General features: G+C 70.0%; 14 protein-coding genes. 4 read left to right on the forward strand and 10 right to left on the reverse strand.

Annotated elements, in window-relative coordinates:
- Nucleotides 1-2: 2 nt before the first annotated feature.
- The 5 genes from ACH4E7_RS30965 to ACH4E7_RS30985 form a co-directional block, all read right to left on the reverse strand.
- Nucleotides 3-1,859 carry a CRTAC1 family protein gene (locus ACH4E7_RS30965; RefSeq protein WP_396252469.1) on the reverse strand — a complete coding sequence of 619 codons (1,857 nt, stop codon included), beginning with the start codon at nt 1,857-1,859 and terminating at the stop codon, nt 3-5.
- 56 nt (nt 1,860-1,915) lie between these two features.
- Nucleotides 1,916-2,902 carry a DUF1702 family protein gene (locus tag ACH4E7_RS30970; RefSeq protein WP_396252470.1) on the reverse strand — a complete coding sequence of 329 codons (987 nt, stop codon included), beginning with the start codon at nt 2,900-2,902 and terminating at the stop codon, nt 1,916-1,918.
- A 125-nt stretch (nt 2,903-3,027) separates the two neighbouring features.
- Nucleotides 3,028-4,014 carry a DUF1702 family protein gene (locus ACH4E7_RS30975; RefSeq protein WP_396252471.1) on the reverse strand — a complete coding sequence of 329 codons (987 nt, stop codon included), beginning with the start codon at nt 4,012-4,014 and terminating at the stop codon, nt 3,028-3,030.
- Nucleotides 4,015-4,177: 163 nt separating this feature from the next.
- Complete coding sequence (locus ACH4E7_RS30980) at nt 4,178-4,621, reverse strand: winged helix-turn-helix transcriptional regulator (protein ID WP_396252472.1); 444 nt, start codon at nt 4,619-4,621, stop codon at nt 4,178-4,180.
- Nucleotides 4,622-4,763: 142 nt separating this feature from the next.
- On the reverse strand, nt 4,764-5,963 hold the full coding sequence (locus ACH4E7_RS30985) for an IS701 family transposase (RefSeq protein WP_396252473.1): 1,200 nt from the start codon (nt 5,961-5,963) through the stop codon (nt 4,764-4,766).
- A 91-nt stretch (nt 5,964-6,054) separates the two neighbouring features.
- On the opposite strand from ACH4E7_RS30985, the gene ACH4E7_RS30990 reads away from it, so the two are divergent.
- Both ACH4E7_RS30990 and ACH4E7_RS30995 read left to right on the forward strand, forming a co-directional pair.
- Nucleotides 6,055-6,201 carry a hypothetical protein gene (locus tag ACH4E7_RS30990; RefSeq protein WP_396252474.1) on the forward strand — a complete coding sequence of 49 codons (147 nt, stop codon included), beginning with the start codon at nt 6,055-6,057 and terminating at the stop codon, nt 6,199-6,201.
- A 166-nt stretch (nt 6,202-6,367) separates the two neighbouring features.
- The gene (locus ACH4E7_RS30995) at nt 6,368-7,000 is read left to right on the forward strand and encodes a TetR family transcriptional regulator (RefSeq protein WP_396252475.1); all 633 of its coding nucleotides are present in this window, start codon (nt 6,368-6,370) and stop codon (nt 6,998-7,000) included.
- 237 nt (nt 7,001-7,237) lie between these two features.
- Here ACH4E7_RS30995 and ACH4E7_RS31000 read toward each other — a convergent pair whose 3' ends face one another.
- Nucleotides 7,238-8,194 carry an NAD-dependent epimerase/dehydratase family protein gene (locus tag ACH4E7_RS31000; RefSeq protein ID WP_396252476.1) on the reverse strand — a complete coding sequence of 319 codons (957 nt, stop codon included), beginning with the start codon at nt 8,192-8,194 and terminating at the stop codon, nt 7,238-7,240.
- Nucleotides 8,191-8,817, reverse strand: coding sequence for a ScbR family autoregulator-binding transcription factor (locus ACH4E7_RS31005; RefSeq protein WP_396252477.1), 627 nt, complete (start codon nt 8,815-8,817; stop codon nt 8,191-8,193). The genes ACH4E7_RS31000 and ACH4E7_RS31005 overlap by 4 nt, the downstream gene beginning before the upstream one ends.
- 135 nt (nt 8,818-8,952) lie before the next feature.
- On the opposite strand from ACH4E7_RS31005, the gene ACH4E7_RS31010 reads away from it, so the two are divergent.
- Both ACH4E7_RS31010 and ACH4E7_RS31015 read left to right on the forward strand, forming a co-directional pair.
- The gene (locus ACH4E7_RS31010; protein WP_396252478.1) at nt 8,953-9,876 is read left to right on the forward strand and encodes a ScbA/BarX family gamma-butyrolactone biosynthesis protein; all 924 of its coding nucleotides are present in this window, start codon (nt 8,953-8,955) and stop codon (nt 9,874-9,876) included.
- Nucleotides 9,877-10,364: 488 nt separating this feature from the next.
- Nucleotides 10,365-11,888 (forward strand): hypothetical protein, encoded by a 1,524-nt coding sequence (locus ACH4E7_RS31015; RefSeq protein WP_396252479.1) that lies wholly within the window; start codon nt 10,365-10,367, stop codon nt 11,886-11,888.
- Between the two features lie 5 nt (nt 11,889-11,893).
- On the opposite strand, the gene ACH4E7_RS31020 is transcribed toward ACH4E7_RS31015, so the two are convergent.
- The 3 genes from ACH4E7_RS31020 to ACH4E7_RS31030 form a co-directional block, all read right to left on the reverse strand.
- Nucleotides 11,894-12,760 carry a DUF6008 family protein gene (locus ACH4E7_RS31020; protein ID WP_396252480.1) on the reverse strand — a complete coding sequence of 289 codons (867 nt, stop codon included), beginning with the start codon at nt 12,758-12,760 and terminating at the stop codon, nt 11,894-11,896.
- Between the two features lie 699 nt (nt 12,761-13,459).
- Nucleotides 13,460-14,662 (reverse strand): ParB/RepB/Spo0J family partition protein, encoded by a 1,203-nt coding sequence (locus ACH4E7_RS31025; RefSeq protein ID WP_396252481.1) that lies wholly within the window; start codon nt 14,660-14,662, stop codon nt 13,460-13,462.
- Nucleotides 14,659-15,813 carry a ParA family protein gene (locus ACH4E7_RS31030; protein WP_396252482.1) on the reverse strand — a complete coding sequence of 385 codons (1,155 nt, stop codon included), beginning with the start codon at nt 15,811-15,813 and terminating at the stop codon, nt 14,659-14,661. Before ACH4E7_RS31030 ends, ACH4E7_RS31025 begins: the two co-directional genes overlap by 4 nt.
- Between the last annotated feature and the right edge of the window lie 64 nt (nt 15,814-15,877).

Below are 15,877 nucleotides of genomic sequence, written 5' to 3' on the forward strand. Positions count from 1 at the left end.
GGTCACTTCTCCTTCGCCTGGGCACCGAGCTCGACGGTGTGCCAGCCGGGGGCCAGCTTCATTTCCTGCTCGTGGACGCCGCCGTCGGTGTCGCGCCAGCTGAGCATCACCGGCAGCTGACCCGTGAGGCCGACGCCGAGGCCGATGTGGACATCGGTGCTGCGCTTGCCGGAGTGGCCGCCGCCGCCGTCGACGCGGCCGATGCGCTTGGTGCCGTCGGGCAGTTCGACGCAGACCTCCGCGCCGACGGCGGGCGATCCGTTCTCGCGGTTGAGCTTGAGGCCCAGGAACGAGCCGGGGTTCTTGGTGACGTTGTGGTAGAAGACCGGGTCACCCCACTGGCGGGCGACCGCCAGGGAGAGGAGGCCGTTGCCGTCGACGTCGGCCGTGGCCAGGCCGCGGGTCGGGACGGGCTCGGCCATGCCGAGGTTCTTGGCGAGATCGACGTACTTGCCGCTCTCCTTGTCCTTGACGAAGAAGTGCATGGCCTGGCCGCCGGCCAGGTCGTCGCCGTGGCGGACGTTCGGCCACCACATCGGGTTGCTCGTCAGGGCGTCGTTGGCGGTGGCCAGCTCCTGGAGCTGCGGCCAGCGGTTGGTCTTGCCCTTGACGAAGCCGTCGGCCTGGGCGATCACGGCGTCACCGCTGTTGTTGAAGTCGCCCGTCTTGACGTCCCAGCCCCAGCCGGACCAGGCCAGGCCCAGGTCGGTGGACTCGTCCTTGTACGGGGCCACGCCCTTGTCGAAGCTCGCCTTGAGCTCGGCCTTGCTCTTCGCCTGGGTCATGAAGGCGAAGTTCGACTCCTGGATGCCGAAGGAGGTGGTGATGTTGCTGACGAACATGTCGTACATGCCGTTGTGGCTCAGGTCGGCGAAGTCGACGCCCATGCCCTTGAACGAGCTGTGTCCGAGCTCCTTCGACTTGGGCGCGGTGCCGGTGCGCTCGGCCTTGACCTCTTCGAACTGGATCTTGCCCGGGTGGGAGACGTTGTGGAGCAGCGCGGAGGTGCCGAAGTCGTGGGCGAGGAACAGCTCCGGCAGGTGGTCGCCGTCCAGGTCCGCCGCGGAGGCCCCGAGCGTCCAGCCGTGGGACAGGCTCAGCGGGAGGGCGCCGTCCTGGAGCTCGTAGCCGTCCTTCGTCCAGCGGAAGAAGTGGCCGCCGCCGCCGTTGTCGGCGTGCGAGAGCGACCGGTTCATCACCACGTCGCCGTCCTTGGTCTCATCCAGGACAGGGCTGTCGGGGAAGTAGTTGCCGATGAAGATGTCGTCGTGGCCGTCACCGTCGAAGTCGGCGACCGCGGCGGCGTTGGAGTTCCACAGCGGGCCCGTGTACGTCGCGCCCGGCTTGCCCGGCAGCAGCTCGGTGGGCGTGAAGTCGGCGGCCGTCAGCGGCTGCCCCTTCACGTGGTGGTTCTTGAAGATGACCGGGGTTCGGCCCCAGTAGTAGACGAGGAGGTCCATCTTGCCCTCGCCGGTGAAGTCGCCGGGCACACAGCCCATCGGCGCCATCGTGGCGTCGTTGTAGCCCAGCGGCTTGGGGTTGAGGACGAACGGCGCGTACGCGTCGTCCTTGCGCGTCGGCACCGGGGTGACGACCACCTGGTTGATCCGCGGGTCCGTCACGCACAGGTCGTTGGGCAGGCCGGTGCCGCCGATGTCGTTGACGGCGATGCCGGCGCCGACCGAGGAGATCCAGCCCTCGATGTGCTTGTAGGCCTTGTTGACCTTGCGGACTTCCTGCTTGGGATATCCGGCGGGCATGGCGATCGACAGCGGCTCGAAAGCGTAATTCTTGGCGAGATTCTCGGCATCGGCCGCCGAGGACACGGGCAGGCGCACACCGAGGAAGGTGCCGACCATCAAGGCAAGAGCGACAATTCCTGGTGCATTTCTACGCACCCAGTTCTTTTTGGCCGTCACTGATCGGCACCTTTCCGGGTAAGGGAGAGAGAAGCAAGTTCCGCGGCAACGTCCCGCCGCCACGACTCGTATGCGGGAGATGCGCCCTGACCGCGTGTGTCGGGCCGCAGCCCGACGCACACGGCGGCCGCCTTCTGCGCCGTCGTACCGCAGACGACGCGGGCGGCGAGGTGGGTGTGGTCGATGGTCGTGCCGGCCTTGATGCGGGCCTCGACGGCGAACGCGGAGCCCTGGGCGAGCGCCCAGCGGTGCTCCCCGGCCCCTTCGACGAAGTGCGCGAGCTCGGCCTCGGTGACACCGCCCGCGTAGGCGCAGGCGAGGCCCGCGCCGGCGTACAGGTCGCTGTGCCGCGCTTTCGGGTAGGAGGAGATCAGCCCGGTCACGACATCGGGATCGGTGCCGCCGACGAACCACAGGGCGCGGCCGATGCCCTGGTCGATGGCGTTCGAGGTGTAGTGATCGTGTCCGCCGTGCCAGCGGAACGGGTGCTCGGCGGCGGGTGTGCGTACGTACGAGTCGGTCTTGAAGTACGCCTGGTGGAAGCCGTAGCCGTCCAGGGCGAGCCAGCGCAGCAGCGGGTCGGTCTTCCTGATGTCCGGCCAGAGGATCTTCGGCAGGCGGGCCATCGCCCAGCCGACACCGACGTAGATCATGTAGTCGTGGTGGCGGCCCTTGCCGGCCAGCAGGCCCTCCAGCCGGCCGCTGTGGCCCGGCAGCGAGTCGTGCACCGCCGCGCCCATGCCCGCGCCCTCGTACGCGAATCCGCGCATGTCCCGGGGGACGGTCTCCAGCATCTCCTCGGCCTCGGCCGCCGAGCCCGCCTCCACGGCGTAGGCATATCCCTGAAGGAATACCTCACCGATGTGCTCGAGACGCGCCTTGGATTCCGGGTTCTTCACATGGAATCCGCGCACCTCCATCGTCGTCTCGGAGACAGGAGGTGTGAGTACCCGGCGCCGAAGCGCGCCGATAACAGTGGACACCGAAGCAGACCGCCCCTCATAGAACCCTGAATTCCCCAGTAAACGGAATCTATCCAGGGGTCGGGGAGGGGCTCTACTTCCGCCGTGCGCAATCGGCGGGAAAACGGCGGGTAATCGGCGGGCCGTCAGACTCGGGCGGCCGCCGACGTGCGCAGCCGTTCGCGGACGTTGCGGCGCCACACCTCGTACGCGGGGCCGACACCGGCCTCGGCGGCGGCCGCGGCGGTGTCGTCGGCGAGCAGCGCGACGGCCTCCACGCTCAGGCCCGTGAACGCCTCGGCGGCGGCCCGGCTGTGTTCGGGGACGAACCCGGCGTGGTGGCGCGCCTTGGCGGCGAACACCGCACCCTGCGCCAGGTGGTACCGGTCCTGCCCCGCCTCCTCGCGCAGTGCGGCGAGGTCGGCGGCGGTGGCGCCCCCGGCGAAGGTGGCGGCCAGGCCCACACCGCTCCACAGGTCGCTCTGCCGTCCTGTGGCGAAGGCGCGCACGGCGGCCGAGACGTCGCCGACGTGTCCGCCGTGGATGAACCACAGTGCCCGCCCCACCCCCTGGTCGAAGGCGCGCTGGAAATAGTGCGCGTCGCCGTCCCACGGGTAGGGAGTGTCCAGGCGCTGCTCGCCGACCCACCGCTCGGTGTCGAAGTAGGCGCGGTCGAAGCCGTATCCGTCGACGCACAGCCAGCTCATCGCGGGGTAGTACCGCGGCTCGGTCAGGTCCGGCACGACCTTCTTCCACGTCGGCCGGGGCAGCTTGGCCATGGCGAAGCCGATGCCGATGTAGTTGAGGAAGATGTGCCGCTCGCCGCCGCCGCGCAGCAGGTCGCGGGTGCGGTGGCCCTTGGGGCCCATCACGTCGCGGATCGCGCAGGCCATGGTGGCGCCCTCGTACGCGAAGCCCCGCACTTCGGGGTCGACGAGCGAGAGCCGACGCTCCGTCGTCGCCAGGTCGCGGTCCTCGATGCCCCATTCGAACCCGGTGACCACGGCCTGCGGAACGGCCTCCAGCTTGCGGGTGCGCGCGCTCGGCTCGACGGGGAAACCGCGCCCTGAGAAGCTCACTTGGTCCAGGGTCGGGGCCATGGCCAGCCTGCGCAGTGCTCCCAGTGCGGGCACGGATGCCTCCTCGTACGGGCCGCGCTGTCGGCGGCCGGAGGCCACATCGTGTGTGTCCGGGCTCGGGCGGGGCATCTTCGTCCATGCGCTTGCGACGCCACCGGCGCCGTTCGAGCGCACTCAGGCATCTTCGAGCGGTGAGCGGGCCCGGAGCGGGGTCCGGTCAGCGGATGGGACGCACGTCCACTTCCTCGTCGTGCACCCGGCGGCCGCAGTGCGAGCAGTGCAACTCCACGTGGATCGATCCGTCGCAGCCGATGTGGTCGGCGCGGCGCGGCGGCCCCAGTTCCTGCGGCAGGTTCCGGTCGCCCCACTGCATCAGGGCGATGACGGCCCGCGTCAGATCGCGGCCGGTCGTGGTGAGCCGGTACTCGTAGCGGACGGGCTTGTCCTGGTAGGGGACCCGCTCCATGAGCCCGTGTTCGACCAGGCGGGCCAGCCGGTTGGTCAGGACGTTGCGAGCAATGTCGAGGTTGCCGAGGAAACCGTCGAAGCGTTGGATACCGAGGAGGGCCGAACGGACGATCAGCAACGTCCAGCGCTCCCCCACGACCTCCAACGTCCGTGCCAGATTGCAGTCCTGTCCCTCGTACGTGTGTCTCAGCATTCGCACACCCTATGCACATCACGAGTTCCGTGAAAGGACCGGTACGGCGAAGCGGCGGCCGCTTCCCCGAGCGCGGCGCGCGCCCCGGCCGGCCGCGGACGCGGAGGTGTCGTCGCTCCCCACGGCGCTTGCCCGCAGGGCCTCAGGCCGCCTGCAGCAGCGGTTCCCCGCCGCCCCCGCCCGGGCCGCCGAGCCGGCGGTAGGCGTAGGCGGCCGACACCAGCGTCATGTGGTGGTGCCAGCCGGGGAACGAGCGCCCCTCGAAGTCGAGCAGGCCGAACCCGTCCTCCAGCTCCCGTACGGTCTCGGCGGTCCGGTCCAGCAGCCCGGTCAGCGCCAGGATCTCCTCGGTCCGGGTGTGGGTGAGGTTGGTCAGCCACAGCTTCACCGGCTGGCGCCCGCGCTCGGACCGCACGGCGAACAGCCGGTACGTCCGGTGCACCTGCGTCCCGGCCGAGGCCGGCTCGGGCAGCCGTACGAAGCTGGACATGACGGTGGTGTGCCGCCCCTGGCCGCCCCACGGGCCGACGGTCTCCGAACGGGTCAGGCCGGTCGCGTCGAACTCGAAGAGGCTGCGGGCCGCGAGCAGCAGTCCCTGCCCCTCGGTCATGTTCGGCCGCTGCAGCCACAGGTGACGGCCCGCCAGGACCTGGAGGCCGCCGGGAACGGCGACGACGAAGTCACGGCGGCGCTGGGCGAGCCCCCGCACGAACGCCGCGGCCCCCGTCGCCTCCCCCAGGTCCGCGACGACGGGCACCGGCACCGTCCGGCTGGCGGCCGCGAGGGCGTCGGTCACGTCGAGGGCGTGCTGCTCCAGCGAGCGCTGGCCCACGTCCGAGGGAATACGGGTCCGCCGGCGGCGCTCGGGGTCCTTGGCCCACGACCCGGGCAGCAGCAGCCGCCAGTCGACGGGCACCGCCGTGTCGTGCGTGGCGAGGAATCCGCCCACGCCGACCTGACAGGTGACGGAGCGTCCGGTCTCGGGGACGAAGCGGCGGTGCACCCCACAGGAGTGCTCGCCTCTCTTGCGCAGCACCGCGAGGTCGAGCACCCAGGCCCGCGGGGCCATGTGCCGCTCGGACCACCGGGCGAGCTCGCCGCGGACCGGCGACCAGTCCCAGGGACTGGCGTTGACGAACTGGTGCAGGGACTGGGACGCGGTGGGCGAGTCCGAGACGGCGGCGGCGAGCCTGCGCACGGACTTCTTGCCCGAAGTGGTGAGTAGGCTCTGTACGTACATCTGCGCCCATCGGCGCTGGTCCGTTCGCGGCAGGCACTCGAAGACCCGCTCGACGAACACCGGCATCGAGGCCCGAGAGCCCACCGAGACGTGCATGACCATGGCGCGTTCCCTCCCTAGTGTCTGCCGGCGGCAGGCGAGCACCGTGAAAGAATAGCGAACGTCCTCTTTTTTTTACGACTTGGGAGAACCGTTGAACCACTTCGCCAAGTCGGGCCCCCGCGCCCGGCACGCACCGCAGCACAGCCGCGGCCCGACGGACGAGGACCGCGGCCGCCGCGGCACGGCCGCCGGACAGGCCCTCGGCTCCCGCCCGCAGCGGCATCCGAGGCTGCCGTGAGCACCGTGACATCTTCGGCAACTCCGCCTTGTGCGAGGCATGCAGGCATCGAAGAATGGTTCTCCGACGTGAAGGTAGACTCAGTAAAGAAATCCGGATCAGTGCACCGACGGTACGGAACCGCGCCGCACGCGCGCCCGGCGGTCAGCGCTCACCGGGAGACGCAATGGTGAAGCAGGAGCGGGCAGTACGTACGCGCATGGCCCTGGTGCGGGCAGCCGCGGCGGAGTTCGACCGCGCCGGGTACCACGGCACGTCACTGGCGCAGATCAGCAAGGTCGCCGAGCTCTCGATCGGCGCCGTCACCTTCCACTTCCCGTCCAAGAACGAGCTCGCCGACGCGGTGTTCGAGGAGGGCCAGGCGGTCACCGTGGCAGCGCTGGAGCAGATGGACCGTGAACCGGTCCCGGCGCTGTGCGCGGTGGTCGACCTCAGCCTGGAGCTGGCCCGGCTGATGGAGGAGGAGACCGCCGTACGCTCCGCCATCCGGCTCTCCCGCGAGCGGCCGGGCAGCGCCTCCTGGTCGGATCTGTGGCTCCCGACGGTCCGTCAACTGCTCGACCAGGCATACGAAAGTGGCCAACTTCGCGACGACGCCCTCCCGGCGGACGTCACGACGCTGGTCGAGCACCTGCTCGACGGAGCGGAGGCGTACCTGCGCGGCCGGACGGGGACGGAGCGGGCGTACGAAAGTGCCGTGGGGCAGCTCAAGCGGCTGTGGCACCTGGCCCTGGTCGGCGTCTCGGCCACCGGCGAGCCCGGGGCGGCGGCCGTTCCCGAGCCTCGCGCGTCGGACTGAAGGAGACCACCGCGCCACCCGTCGTCCCCCGTCGACGTGGTGCGGCCGCGTCCAGCGGGAATGCGGCCCCTGGACGCACCAGGGGGACCCGCCCGGCAGCCTGACCACCGGGCATGCTGCCGAGCGGGTCCGGCACGACCGGCTGAGGGCCCTGTCCGAGAACCCCTGTTCCCGGACAGGGCCCTCAGCCCCACAGGCGCGGCGACGCCCCGCGTCCGCTCCGACGCCCCTCCCCGCTCACACGCGGGCCAGGTGCTCCCGGTACCACGGGACGGCCTCGTCCAGGCGCGCCAGCGGCCCAGGGCCCGGCGGGCAGCCGGCCGCCTCCCAGATCCCCGTGCTGTCGTACCAGTGGTCCTGCGAAATCAGCCTGAACTGACTCGGGCTCACCCGGCAGCCCGCGGCCGCCATGCGCTCCAGGCACTCCGCGACGGAGACGTCCTGGTCCACGGCGGGCAGCACGCCCCGCTCGACGAGCGCCCGCACCAGGTCGCCGGCGCGCACGGGCTCCGGGTGGCTGGCGTGCCAGAGCGTCCCACCGGCCGGGCCGTGACCGAGCGCGAGGCGGACGATGAGGCGAGCGAGGTCGCCGACCTCCACGGCCGACACCAGGGCGCGCCCGCCCTCCCACAACGCCCCGGTGGATCGGAGGACTTGGGCCAATGCGGGGACCACCCAGCGGTCTCCGGGACCGATCACCAGACCGGAACGCAGGACCACCGCGCCCGCGGCCAGCGCGGGCCCCTCGCCGGCCAGCCGGGTGCGGCTGGCCGGCGAGAGAGGCGCGGGAGGGACGCCGTCGACCGGGATCCCGCGGTGAGGTCCGAGACCGTAGACGGCCGAGGTGGACAGGTGGACGATCCTGCCGACGCCGGCCTCCCGCGCCTGGGCCATCAGCGCGGCGGTCCCCTCGACGTTGACGACGGCGCACTCGCGCTCGTCGGATCCGACCAGGGAGGCGAGGTGGACCAGGACGTCCGCGCCCTCGCAGCTTCCGCGCAGGGAAACGGGGTCGGCCAGATCCGCCCGGATCCACTCGTCGCCCCGGCCCGGCGCCTGCGGTGCCCGACGGCCCACCGCACGCAGGACCGGGGCGCCGCCCCCCGGCTCCTCCCGGATCCGGTTCAGTTCGGCCAGTACCGCCGAACCGATGAAGCCGGTGGCGCCGGTGATCACCAGCCTCCGCAGCGTCACGCGGCCGACCGCTGCTCGTAGGGCTTCAGCACGAGTTTCGCGCGCACGTGCGGGGGAGCCAGCGCCGGAAGCGTGTACTGCCACATCGCGATGAGCCGTTCGTTGAGGTCCGCCCGGCCCGTGGCGATGTTGGAGTAGATCTGCACCCCGGTGAAGGCCCCGGTCAAAAGGGTGGCGAACTGTCGCTCGTCGACGTCGTCGAGCAGTTCGCCCCGGTCACGTGCGGCGTACAGGAAGGAGCTGAGCTGGCCCACCCACTCGTGGTAGGCGGTCGCGTCGGGCTTCCCGAACTCCCCCTGCTCGACGGCGAGCCGGACGCTCGCCCGCACCAGCACATTGGTCTGGAGGGCGTGCGCCATGAAGAACGTCAGGTCGATCAGCCGCTGCAGACTGGGTTCGCCCACGGGGAAGTCGACGAACTCCTGCTGCTTGGCCATGACCTCCTTGGCCAGCTCCTGCTTGGACTTGAAGTGGAAGTACATGCCGCCCTGGGTGACACCGGCATGATCCATGATCTTGCTGATGCTGGCTCCGCTGTACCCGCACTCGTCGAAAATCGTGGCAGCAGCGTAGACGATCGCCTCCCGCGTCTTCACGGCCCGCTGCTGGCGCGGCTCGGTCATCCGGTGCCCCGATCACACTCGACAAAAAAAACGAACGCCCTTATTTTACAGGTCGGGCCGCGCGACTAGAAGTGCGTGAGCCCCCACCGACGCACGCCGCAGGGGAGAGGCATGCTTACAACATCAGAACGTCCCGTGATCGCAGATCGGGCTCTGACCACCACGGTCGCCCGGGAGTACGTCCACAGGGCAGCGCTGTCGGAAGTGCTGCTGACCAGCTGGGAAAGAGCCGGAGCGGACACGTTCACCGTCGGTGCCCAGTGGCCTCGCAGCCACGGGTTCTACACGGCCGAACACGACATGCACGATCCTCTGCTGCTGTGCGAGACCGTTCGGCAGTGCGGCATGCTGCTGTCCCACACGGGCTACGGCCTCCCGCTCGGCCACCACATCGGCTGGTCCCGCCTGCAGTTCGCGCTGAACCCCCACGCCATGCGGACCGGGGCGAAGCCCGCCGAGATCACGCTGCACGTCACGTGCTCCGACGTCCGCTACTACCGGTCGGTGCCCGCCTCGATGACCATGCACATCGACGCCGTGCGCGACGACTCGCTCCTGGGATGGGCGAGCATCCGTTTCGGCAACTACTCGCCCGCGTTGTACGAACGACTGCGCGCGGGCCGGGCGGACGCGTCGCGCATGACCGAGTCGGCTCCGATACCGCCGGACCCGGTCTCGCGCAGTGCGGCGGGACGCCGTCAGAGCCAGGACATCGTCCTGGCCCCCACACGGGAGCGCTGGCGCTGGCAGTTGCGGGTGGACACCGCGCACCCGGTCCTGTTCGACCACCCGCTGGACCACGTCCCGGGGATGCTCCTGCTGGAGTCGGTGCGCCAGGCCGGCCACGCGTTGGAGCCCTCACGGGGCACGATGATGCCGACGGCGATGGATGTGTCGTTCAACCGCTACGTGGAATTCGACACTCCGTGCTGGGTCGAAGCCGAGTCCGTATCACCCGAACTGGGGGGGTCTCGACGAAGTGTGCGCGTGAACGGTCTCCAAGACGGTACCTTCGCCTTCACGGCGACAGCGGAGATGACGGACATGACGTCGATCTGACTGGCGGCGTGACGAGGCATCAACGAGAGGGTGGAGGACTGGATGTAACGCATGAATCCGAGAGGGGCGTGCAGGGAGCTCCGCTGTCGGTGATCGAACCCGGTGTGCAACCACCGGGTTTGCGACCTTCACCGTCACCACCCGCCGGGTCTGGCACGACCCTTCGAGTGGAGGAACGCTTCCTGCACGAGCCCGTTCGAACCTGCGCAATGCGTTGCTGCGCCCTGCTCCCAAGCCGAGGCACAGCAATGTCTCACAGAAACCAGCCGACTTCGTCCGCCTAGAGACCAAGCAATCGGCTGGAGCCAATCGGAGACCCCCGTATCATGTACCAAACTTATCAGGATTTCCAGCCTCTTCGAGGACATTCCTGGCCGGAAAGCACCACCTTCAGCCCGTCCGTGTCCGTACCTTGTGCCTCGACGGGCGCCGAACCGAGGGAATACTCCCTGGTCGCACCACGTTTCCGCACACGCGTCAAGGTACCGATGCGGCTCGTGGAATCGTCCTTCTACAGCGACGTGGCCGTCAACGTGTACATCAAGGTCAAGGCACTGGGCCTGCGCCCCGAGGGCTGCACGGCCGCTGTGGAGGTTCTGGCGGGCTATCTCGGCTGCTCCAAGTCGAGCGTGGAACGGGCCATCACCCAGCTCCGGTCCCCCGCCCCGGACGGCATCACGGAACTGCCCGAGAACACCCGCCGCACGAAGCCGGGCGGTACGGGCACGACGGCCCGGCGCCGCGTACGGCCGCTCGACGACAAGGAACGCTTCATCTGGGTCCCCGTCCACGCCAGCGAGTGCCTCCGGCCCCGTGAGCTGCGCGCCTACGCCGTCGTCGCCTACGCCGTCGTCCAGAAGCTTCCGCTGGCCGAGGCCGACATCGCCGCCTTCCTCCGCCACCAGAGCGGTGAGCGCGCCGGTCAGCCCATCACCGCCCAGTCGGTGGGCAGGATCATCGGCTCGATCGTGGAGAAGGGCTGGATGGCGGTGTCCCGGCGGGCCGGCTTCCAGGGCCGCCACCTGTTCCACGTCAACGACGGACGTCAGAGCCGAACGGCCGTCCCGAGCCCTCACCCGGAGTCCGCGAGTCCCTGCACTGATGACGGATCGGGTCCTCTCACCCATGACGGATCCCTCGCGTATAGGGAAGACCACATGATTGACCGACCCGATGACGAGCCGCCTTTCCCATCCGCCGCAGGCGCACCTCCGGTTGAGTGCGCGAGCGCGGGCCCGGCGCGCACGGCCGGGCCCGAGGACGCCGTCGCCCCGAGCGCGCTCCGCGCGGATGGGTCATCTCAGGTCCGCACCGTGCCTGCGGTACCCCGCACCAGCACCCCGGTGGCCTTCAGCCGGCAGACGCATGCGGCGGTCGAACCGATCCGCTTCCTGCTCAAGGGCCTGAGTGGCTACGTACTGCGCCGTGTGGCCGGCGAGATCGAACGCCAGCTGTCCGACGGCATGACGGTCGACCGCATCCAGGCCCGTCTCACGGCCCGGCTCGCCGGCACGACGGTCTCCGAGATCCGGGATTCCGGCCGCTGGCTGCTGGGGGTGGCACTGCCCCGCTGGGGCTGCGCCGACCCGGCCTGCGAGTCGGGCGTCGTGTGGCACACCGGGCAGGAATGCCGGGTCTGCGTGGAGATCCGTTTTCTCCAGGCACGAGGTCTCCTGGAGCGGCCCCGCGCAGGTGCCCTCCCCCCGGCTGCGCCCCGGCCCTGCTGTCCTTCGTGCGAACGCATGCACCGCCCCGGCGGAGACGGCGAGTGCCTTGACTGCGCCGAGGAGCGGATCGCCCGGTCCCGTCCTGCCCCGGGCCTTCCCCCCGAAGATCCGGCCGGCTCCGGCGCGTCGGAGCACCGGTGCTCCGGCCGGGACGGCCGGTGCACCCGCTCGGCCTCGCTGAGGGGCCTGTGCTGGCGCTGTCTGACCGGCACGCCCGAGCGCAGGATCCCTCTCCCCCGCCGCCGGTTCAGCCTGTGGGACCGCTCGGCCCCGGAGACGGGATGACCCGGCTACCCGGCGCGTCCGGCCAGAACGGGCTCACGTGCGCCGGTGTCCGGGAGCCGGTGGCACTCCGGGCACGGCACGGCGTTCTCGGCGGCCCCGACGCCCTCCCGGTCGTCCACGCCGGAAACCTCGGCCGGCTCGGCGCCGGGTCCGTCCCCCTCGGCCTGGTACGCGGCCTTGACCGCACGCTTCTCACGCCACAGGTGGTACAGCGACTTCGCCAGGATGCCGGTGCCGATCAGGTTGGCGACGAAATGCCACCACACGCGGTACGTGGTCAGCGCCGGGCCCGGCGGAATCGTGCCGAACCAGGTCGACAGGCCGATGGCACGGCTCGCTCCGAGCGCGACGGACAGGGTCAGAACGATGTGCTCGACGCCGTGGATGCCCTGCATCCAGACGCCCATCTTGGCCCACTTGCGGGACTGCAGGTGGCCGTTGGCCCGCTTGGTGATCAGCACGATGCCGACGAGCCCGGCGAGGAAGATGAGGTTTCCGGTCAGGTGCAGGATCTCCATTCCCAGGGAGGGCTTGGTCATGTCGATCTGGCCCAGGCCGCGGGACAGGCTGTTGGCCCACGGTGTCATCCACGCCGGGGACATCGGGTGAGCGATCCAGTAACCGGCCTGCGAGACATGCTCCTGAAAGTGGCCCAGCTGACCCAGGACCCCGAGGCCGATCAGGCCGACCGAGCCCTTGTACAGCCACGGCCTGACCACACCACGGTTCGCGTACGCGAGCACGGCGACAGCCGCCCACATCGCGACGGTCCAGAGGATGAAGAGCACCGCACCGGCCGTATCCACAGAGGACGCCATGCCCCCCATCCCCGGCATTCCTGGCATTCCTGGCATTCCTGGGGGGTGGTTCATCGAGGCTCCTTCAGAGGGGCGACCGGGACGGCACGGACCGGCGCAGGAGCCCCTCCCCGGTCAGGGACGGTCCACTCCCACGCCCGGTCAACACGCTAGGGACCGCGAAGCGACTCCGACTTCTTCGGCCGTGCTCTTCCGCCCCCACTCTCGCTGAGGACCGCCACTCGCCCCGACTTGGCCAACTCCGTGGGGGTGTCATGAGTGTGTTCCGTCGCCCGGGAGGCCATCGGATCCGCCCGAGGAGACGCTCGCCGACACCGACCAGTCGTGCGGTCGCTCAGGACAGACGTCAAGGGCAGGGTTTTCGCCACTAGAACGATCATCACATGATCAAAATCTCTAGAAGGACCTTCTGGCGGCCTGTCGACCGGTCGACGAGCCCGACGTACCGGCGACATCCCGAAAGGCGCCGCAAGGGGCCTTTCTGTGGGCCAGTTTTCCGCCATGGACATGCAATTTCTGGTCGGTCGGCCCAGGAAGCGGTCAAACCGCCGCTCCCGCCCCGGCCTGCTCGCGTTCGGCTGTCGGCCCCTGTGGTCCGAGACCCTGAGCCGACCGTGGCCGGTCAGGGCTGGGCCCAGCGCTGGCGTCGTGGAACGGGGATCGCTGGAGAAGCAGCGTGGCCCCGGCGATGCCGGGGCCACATGTTGTCCGCGGACAACATCGGGTGCCACGCGTGAGGGCGAGCAGACGCGCCTAGACGTGGGAGTGCAGCACCTCGACCAGAGCGAGGAACCCGTCGGAGTCCAGCCCGGCGCGAAGCGTCGCGGCCTGCTCGTCGACGGTCGCTCCGAGCGCCTGTACGAGCTGACGTGCCGTGGGGACGGGCGTCGGGTCCGGGGTGGGAGTCTGCCTGGGCAGCGGGGCCTGCCGGGTCTCGGCAGGACGATCGACCGGCTCCTGACGAACCGGCACCGGTGCACCCGCGTCCTCCTCCCGCAGGGCTGCGGGCTGGCCCGTGTTGTCCGCGGACAACATCTCCGGCTCCGAAGCGGCGACCTCGGCCGGCGCTACTCCCCCGCCCGGCCCGGTCTCGTGCGCCGTGTTGTCCGCGGACAACACGGCGGCCCGCGACGGCTCGGCCACGGCAGGCCGCGCGGCCGGGGCGGGGATGTTGTCCGCGGACAACATCGTGAGCGCGTCCCGCTGGGCGATGCGCTTGGCGCGCTCTTCCTCCTTGAGCCGCTCTTCGAGGGCGAGGAGAGCGTCGGTCGTCAACGACCTGTCGTCCTTGTAGGCGCGGGCCAGGCGCCGACCGTAGCGCTCGGCCATCTCACCGCCGGCCAGCCGGTCCTGAATCGCCGAGGGGAGGGTCAGGAGCAGGATCTGGTTGCCCACCCAGGAGCGGTCCCGGCCACGACGGCGGGCGACCTCGGCAGCGTTGCCGTCGCAGGCCTTCAGCAGCTGCTCCAGGCCCATGGCCCGCTCAATGATGTTGAAGTCCTCACGGTCCTCGTTCTCGGCCATGAGGTAGTCCATGAAGTCGGCCGGGCTGGTCGCCAGGTCGTCGCGGACCACGAAGTCGAGGACCTCCAGCCCCACCTGCGAGGCGGAGCGGTGACGGCGCTCGCCGTTGAGGAGGACGAACTCGGCTTCCTCGCTGATGAGGCGGACGTGGTTGGGCCACAGCGCGAGGTAGGCGGCGCGGGTGACCGCGACACACGCCGTGGTCTGCTTCTTCGCCAGACTCCGTCCCAGAGCCTCGCGCTGCTCCTCCGTGCCGTAGTAGCGGCGGGGGTTCATGGGGCACAGCGCGACCCGGTTCAGGGGGAGGCGCTGGATCTCGTAGTCCGGAATCGCTCCTTCGGCCTGGGCCTTGGCCCGGCCCCGCTCGCTGCGCGGCGCGCGGCTGATGGCCCCGAAGGCGCCCCCGGTTCCGAGTCGGTCGGCTGCCTTCACTTGGCGATCCTCCTCGCGATGTCGCGCATGACGTCGGCCTGGTCGCTGTCGGGCGCGTGAACGAGCAGCGGCGTCTTCATCCGCACGGCCTCGCGCTGGTCCTTCAGGTCGTTCACGACGGCGATCACTTCGGGGTGGCCGAGGCTCTTCCAGGAGTCGAGCGAGGACGTCACGACGTAGCCCTTGCGGACGTCGTAGAGGTTGACGACGAAGCCCAGGTCATGGACGGTGATGTCGAGGTCGTCGCAGAGGGAGTCGATCTGCTCGCGCAGGAGGGTGTAGGCGTCGGCGGAGGAGTCCTCGGCCTGAACCGGGATCACGATGCCGGAGCTGCCCGCGGGCTCGCCGTCGCGGGTCCGTGCGTAGTAGATCGCGTTGTCCATCGCGTATCCGAGACTCGGGGGACAGTCGACGATCACGAAGTCGAACTCGCGCTCGATGGCGCCGAGAGCCTTTTCAAGGGCGGTCTCCTTGACGCGGATGTCGCGGGAGGAGACGAGCTTGGCGTCGAGCAGGAAGCCGTCGGTGCAGGCCGGCAGGAGGTGCAGGCGGTCGCCGAACGTCTCCCCCGGGATCTCGATGAGCAGCTCGCGCAGGTCGGCCTGCCGTTCGCCGCACATGTTCTTGACGAGGCTGTCGCCCTTGATCGGGAGGTGGTCGTGGCCGAACTGCTTGGTGAGGTGGCCCTGGGGGTCGAAGTCGACCAGGCACACCCGGTAGCCCATCTCCGCGAGGGCCTGGCCGACACCGGCGGACATGGCGGTCTTGCCGACACCGCCCTTCTGGTTGCCGAACGCCACGCGCCGGGCTCCGGTCTGCGGCCGGCTGCGGTGGGGAAGCGGGTTCGCGTCCAGCCAGAGCCGGATCGCCTGGGCGAGGCCCTGGTTGAAGTTGAGCCTGCGGTCCGAGCAGTCCGCGCGGAAGGCCTTGTACAGCGCCGAGGGGACGTAGGTGGAGAACGAGTCCGACCGGGCGGTGTCGATCAGGTCGAGCGGGTGGTCGGCCTCCCGCCATGCCTGGATGCCCTGGGTGACGGCGTCCTGGATCGAGATGTTGACGGTCGCGGCGCGGATCTTCAGCTCCCGCCGCAACTGCTGGGGGAGTTTGGTAACTACCTTGTCCCGGTCATCGGGCATGGCTGGTGCGGTCATGAGGGGAGTTTACTAACCGCTGGCCCGATGTCAGCACACGCGACACAGAGCAATTCAGACCTTC

Source organism: Kitasatospora sp. NPDC018058 (genome assembly GCF_044327205.1).
GTDB lineage: Bacteria > Actinomycetota > Actinomycetes > Streptomycetales > Streptomycetaceae > Kitasatospora.

What these genes read in the sequence shown, in the direction of transcription:
- ACH4E7_RS30965 (WP_396252469.1), bottom strand. Translation starts at nt 1,859, where the DNA reads ATGGTCGGCACCTTCCTCGGTGTGCGCCTGCCCGTGTCCTCGGCGGCC.
- ACH4E7_RS31015 (WP_396252479.1), top strand. Translation starts at nt 10,365, where the DNA reads ATGCGGCTCGTGGAATCGTCCTTCTACAGCGACGTGGCCGTCAACGTG.
- ACH4E7_RS31020 (WP_396252480.1), bottom strand. Translation starts at nt 12,760, where the DNA reads ATGAACCACCCCCCAGGAATGCCAGGAATGCCAGGAATGCCGGGGATG.
- ACH4E7_RS31030 (WP_396252482.1), bottom strand. Translation starts at nt 15,813, where the DNA reads ATGACCGCACCAGCCATGCCCGATGACCGGGACAAGGTAGTTACCAAA.
- ACH4E7_RS30995 (WP_396252475.1), top strand. Translation starts at nt 6,368, where the DNA reads ATGGTGAAGCAGGAGCGGGCAGTACGTACGCGCATGGCCCTGGTGCGG.
- ACH4E7_RS31005 (WP_396252477.1), bottom strand. Translation starts at nt 8,817, where the DNA reads ATGACCGAGCCGCGCCAGCAGCGGGCCGTGAAGACGCGGGAGGCGATC.
- ACH4E7_RS30985 (WP_396252473.1), bottom strand. Translation starts at nt 5,963, where the DNA reads ATGGTCATGCACGTCTCGGTGGGCTCTCGGGCCTCGATGCCGGTGTTC.
- ACH4E7_RS30980 (WP_396252472.1), bottom strand. Translation starts at nt 4,621, where the DNA reads ATGCTGAGACACACGTACGAGGGACAGGACTGCAATCTGGCACGGACG.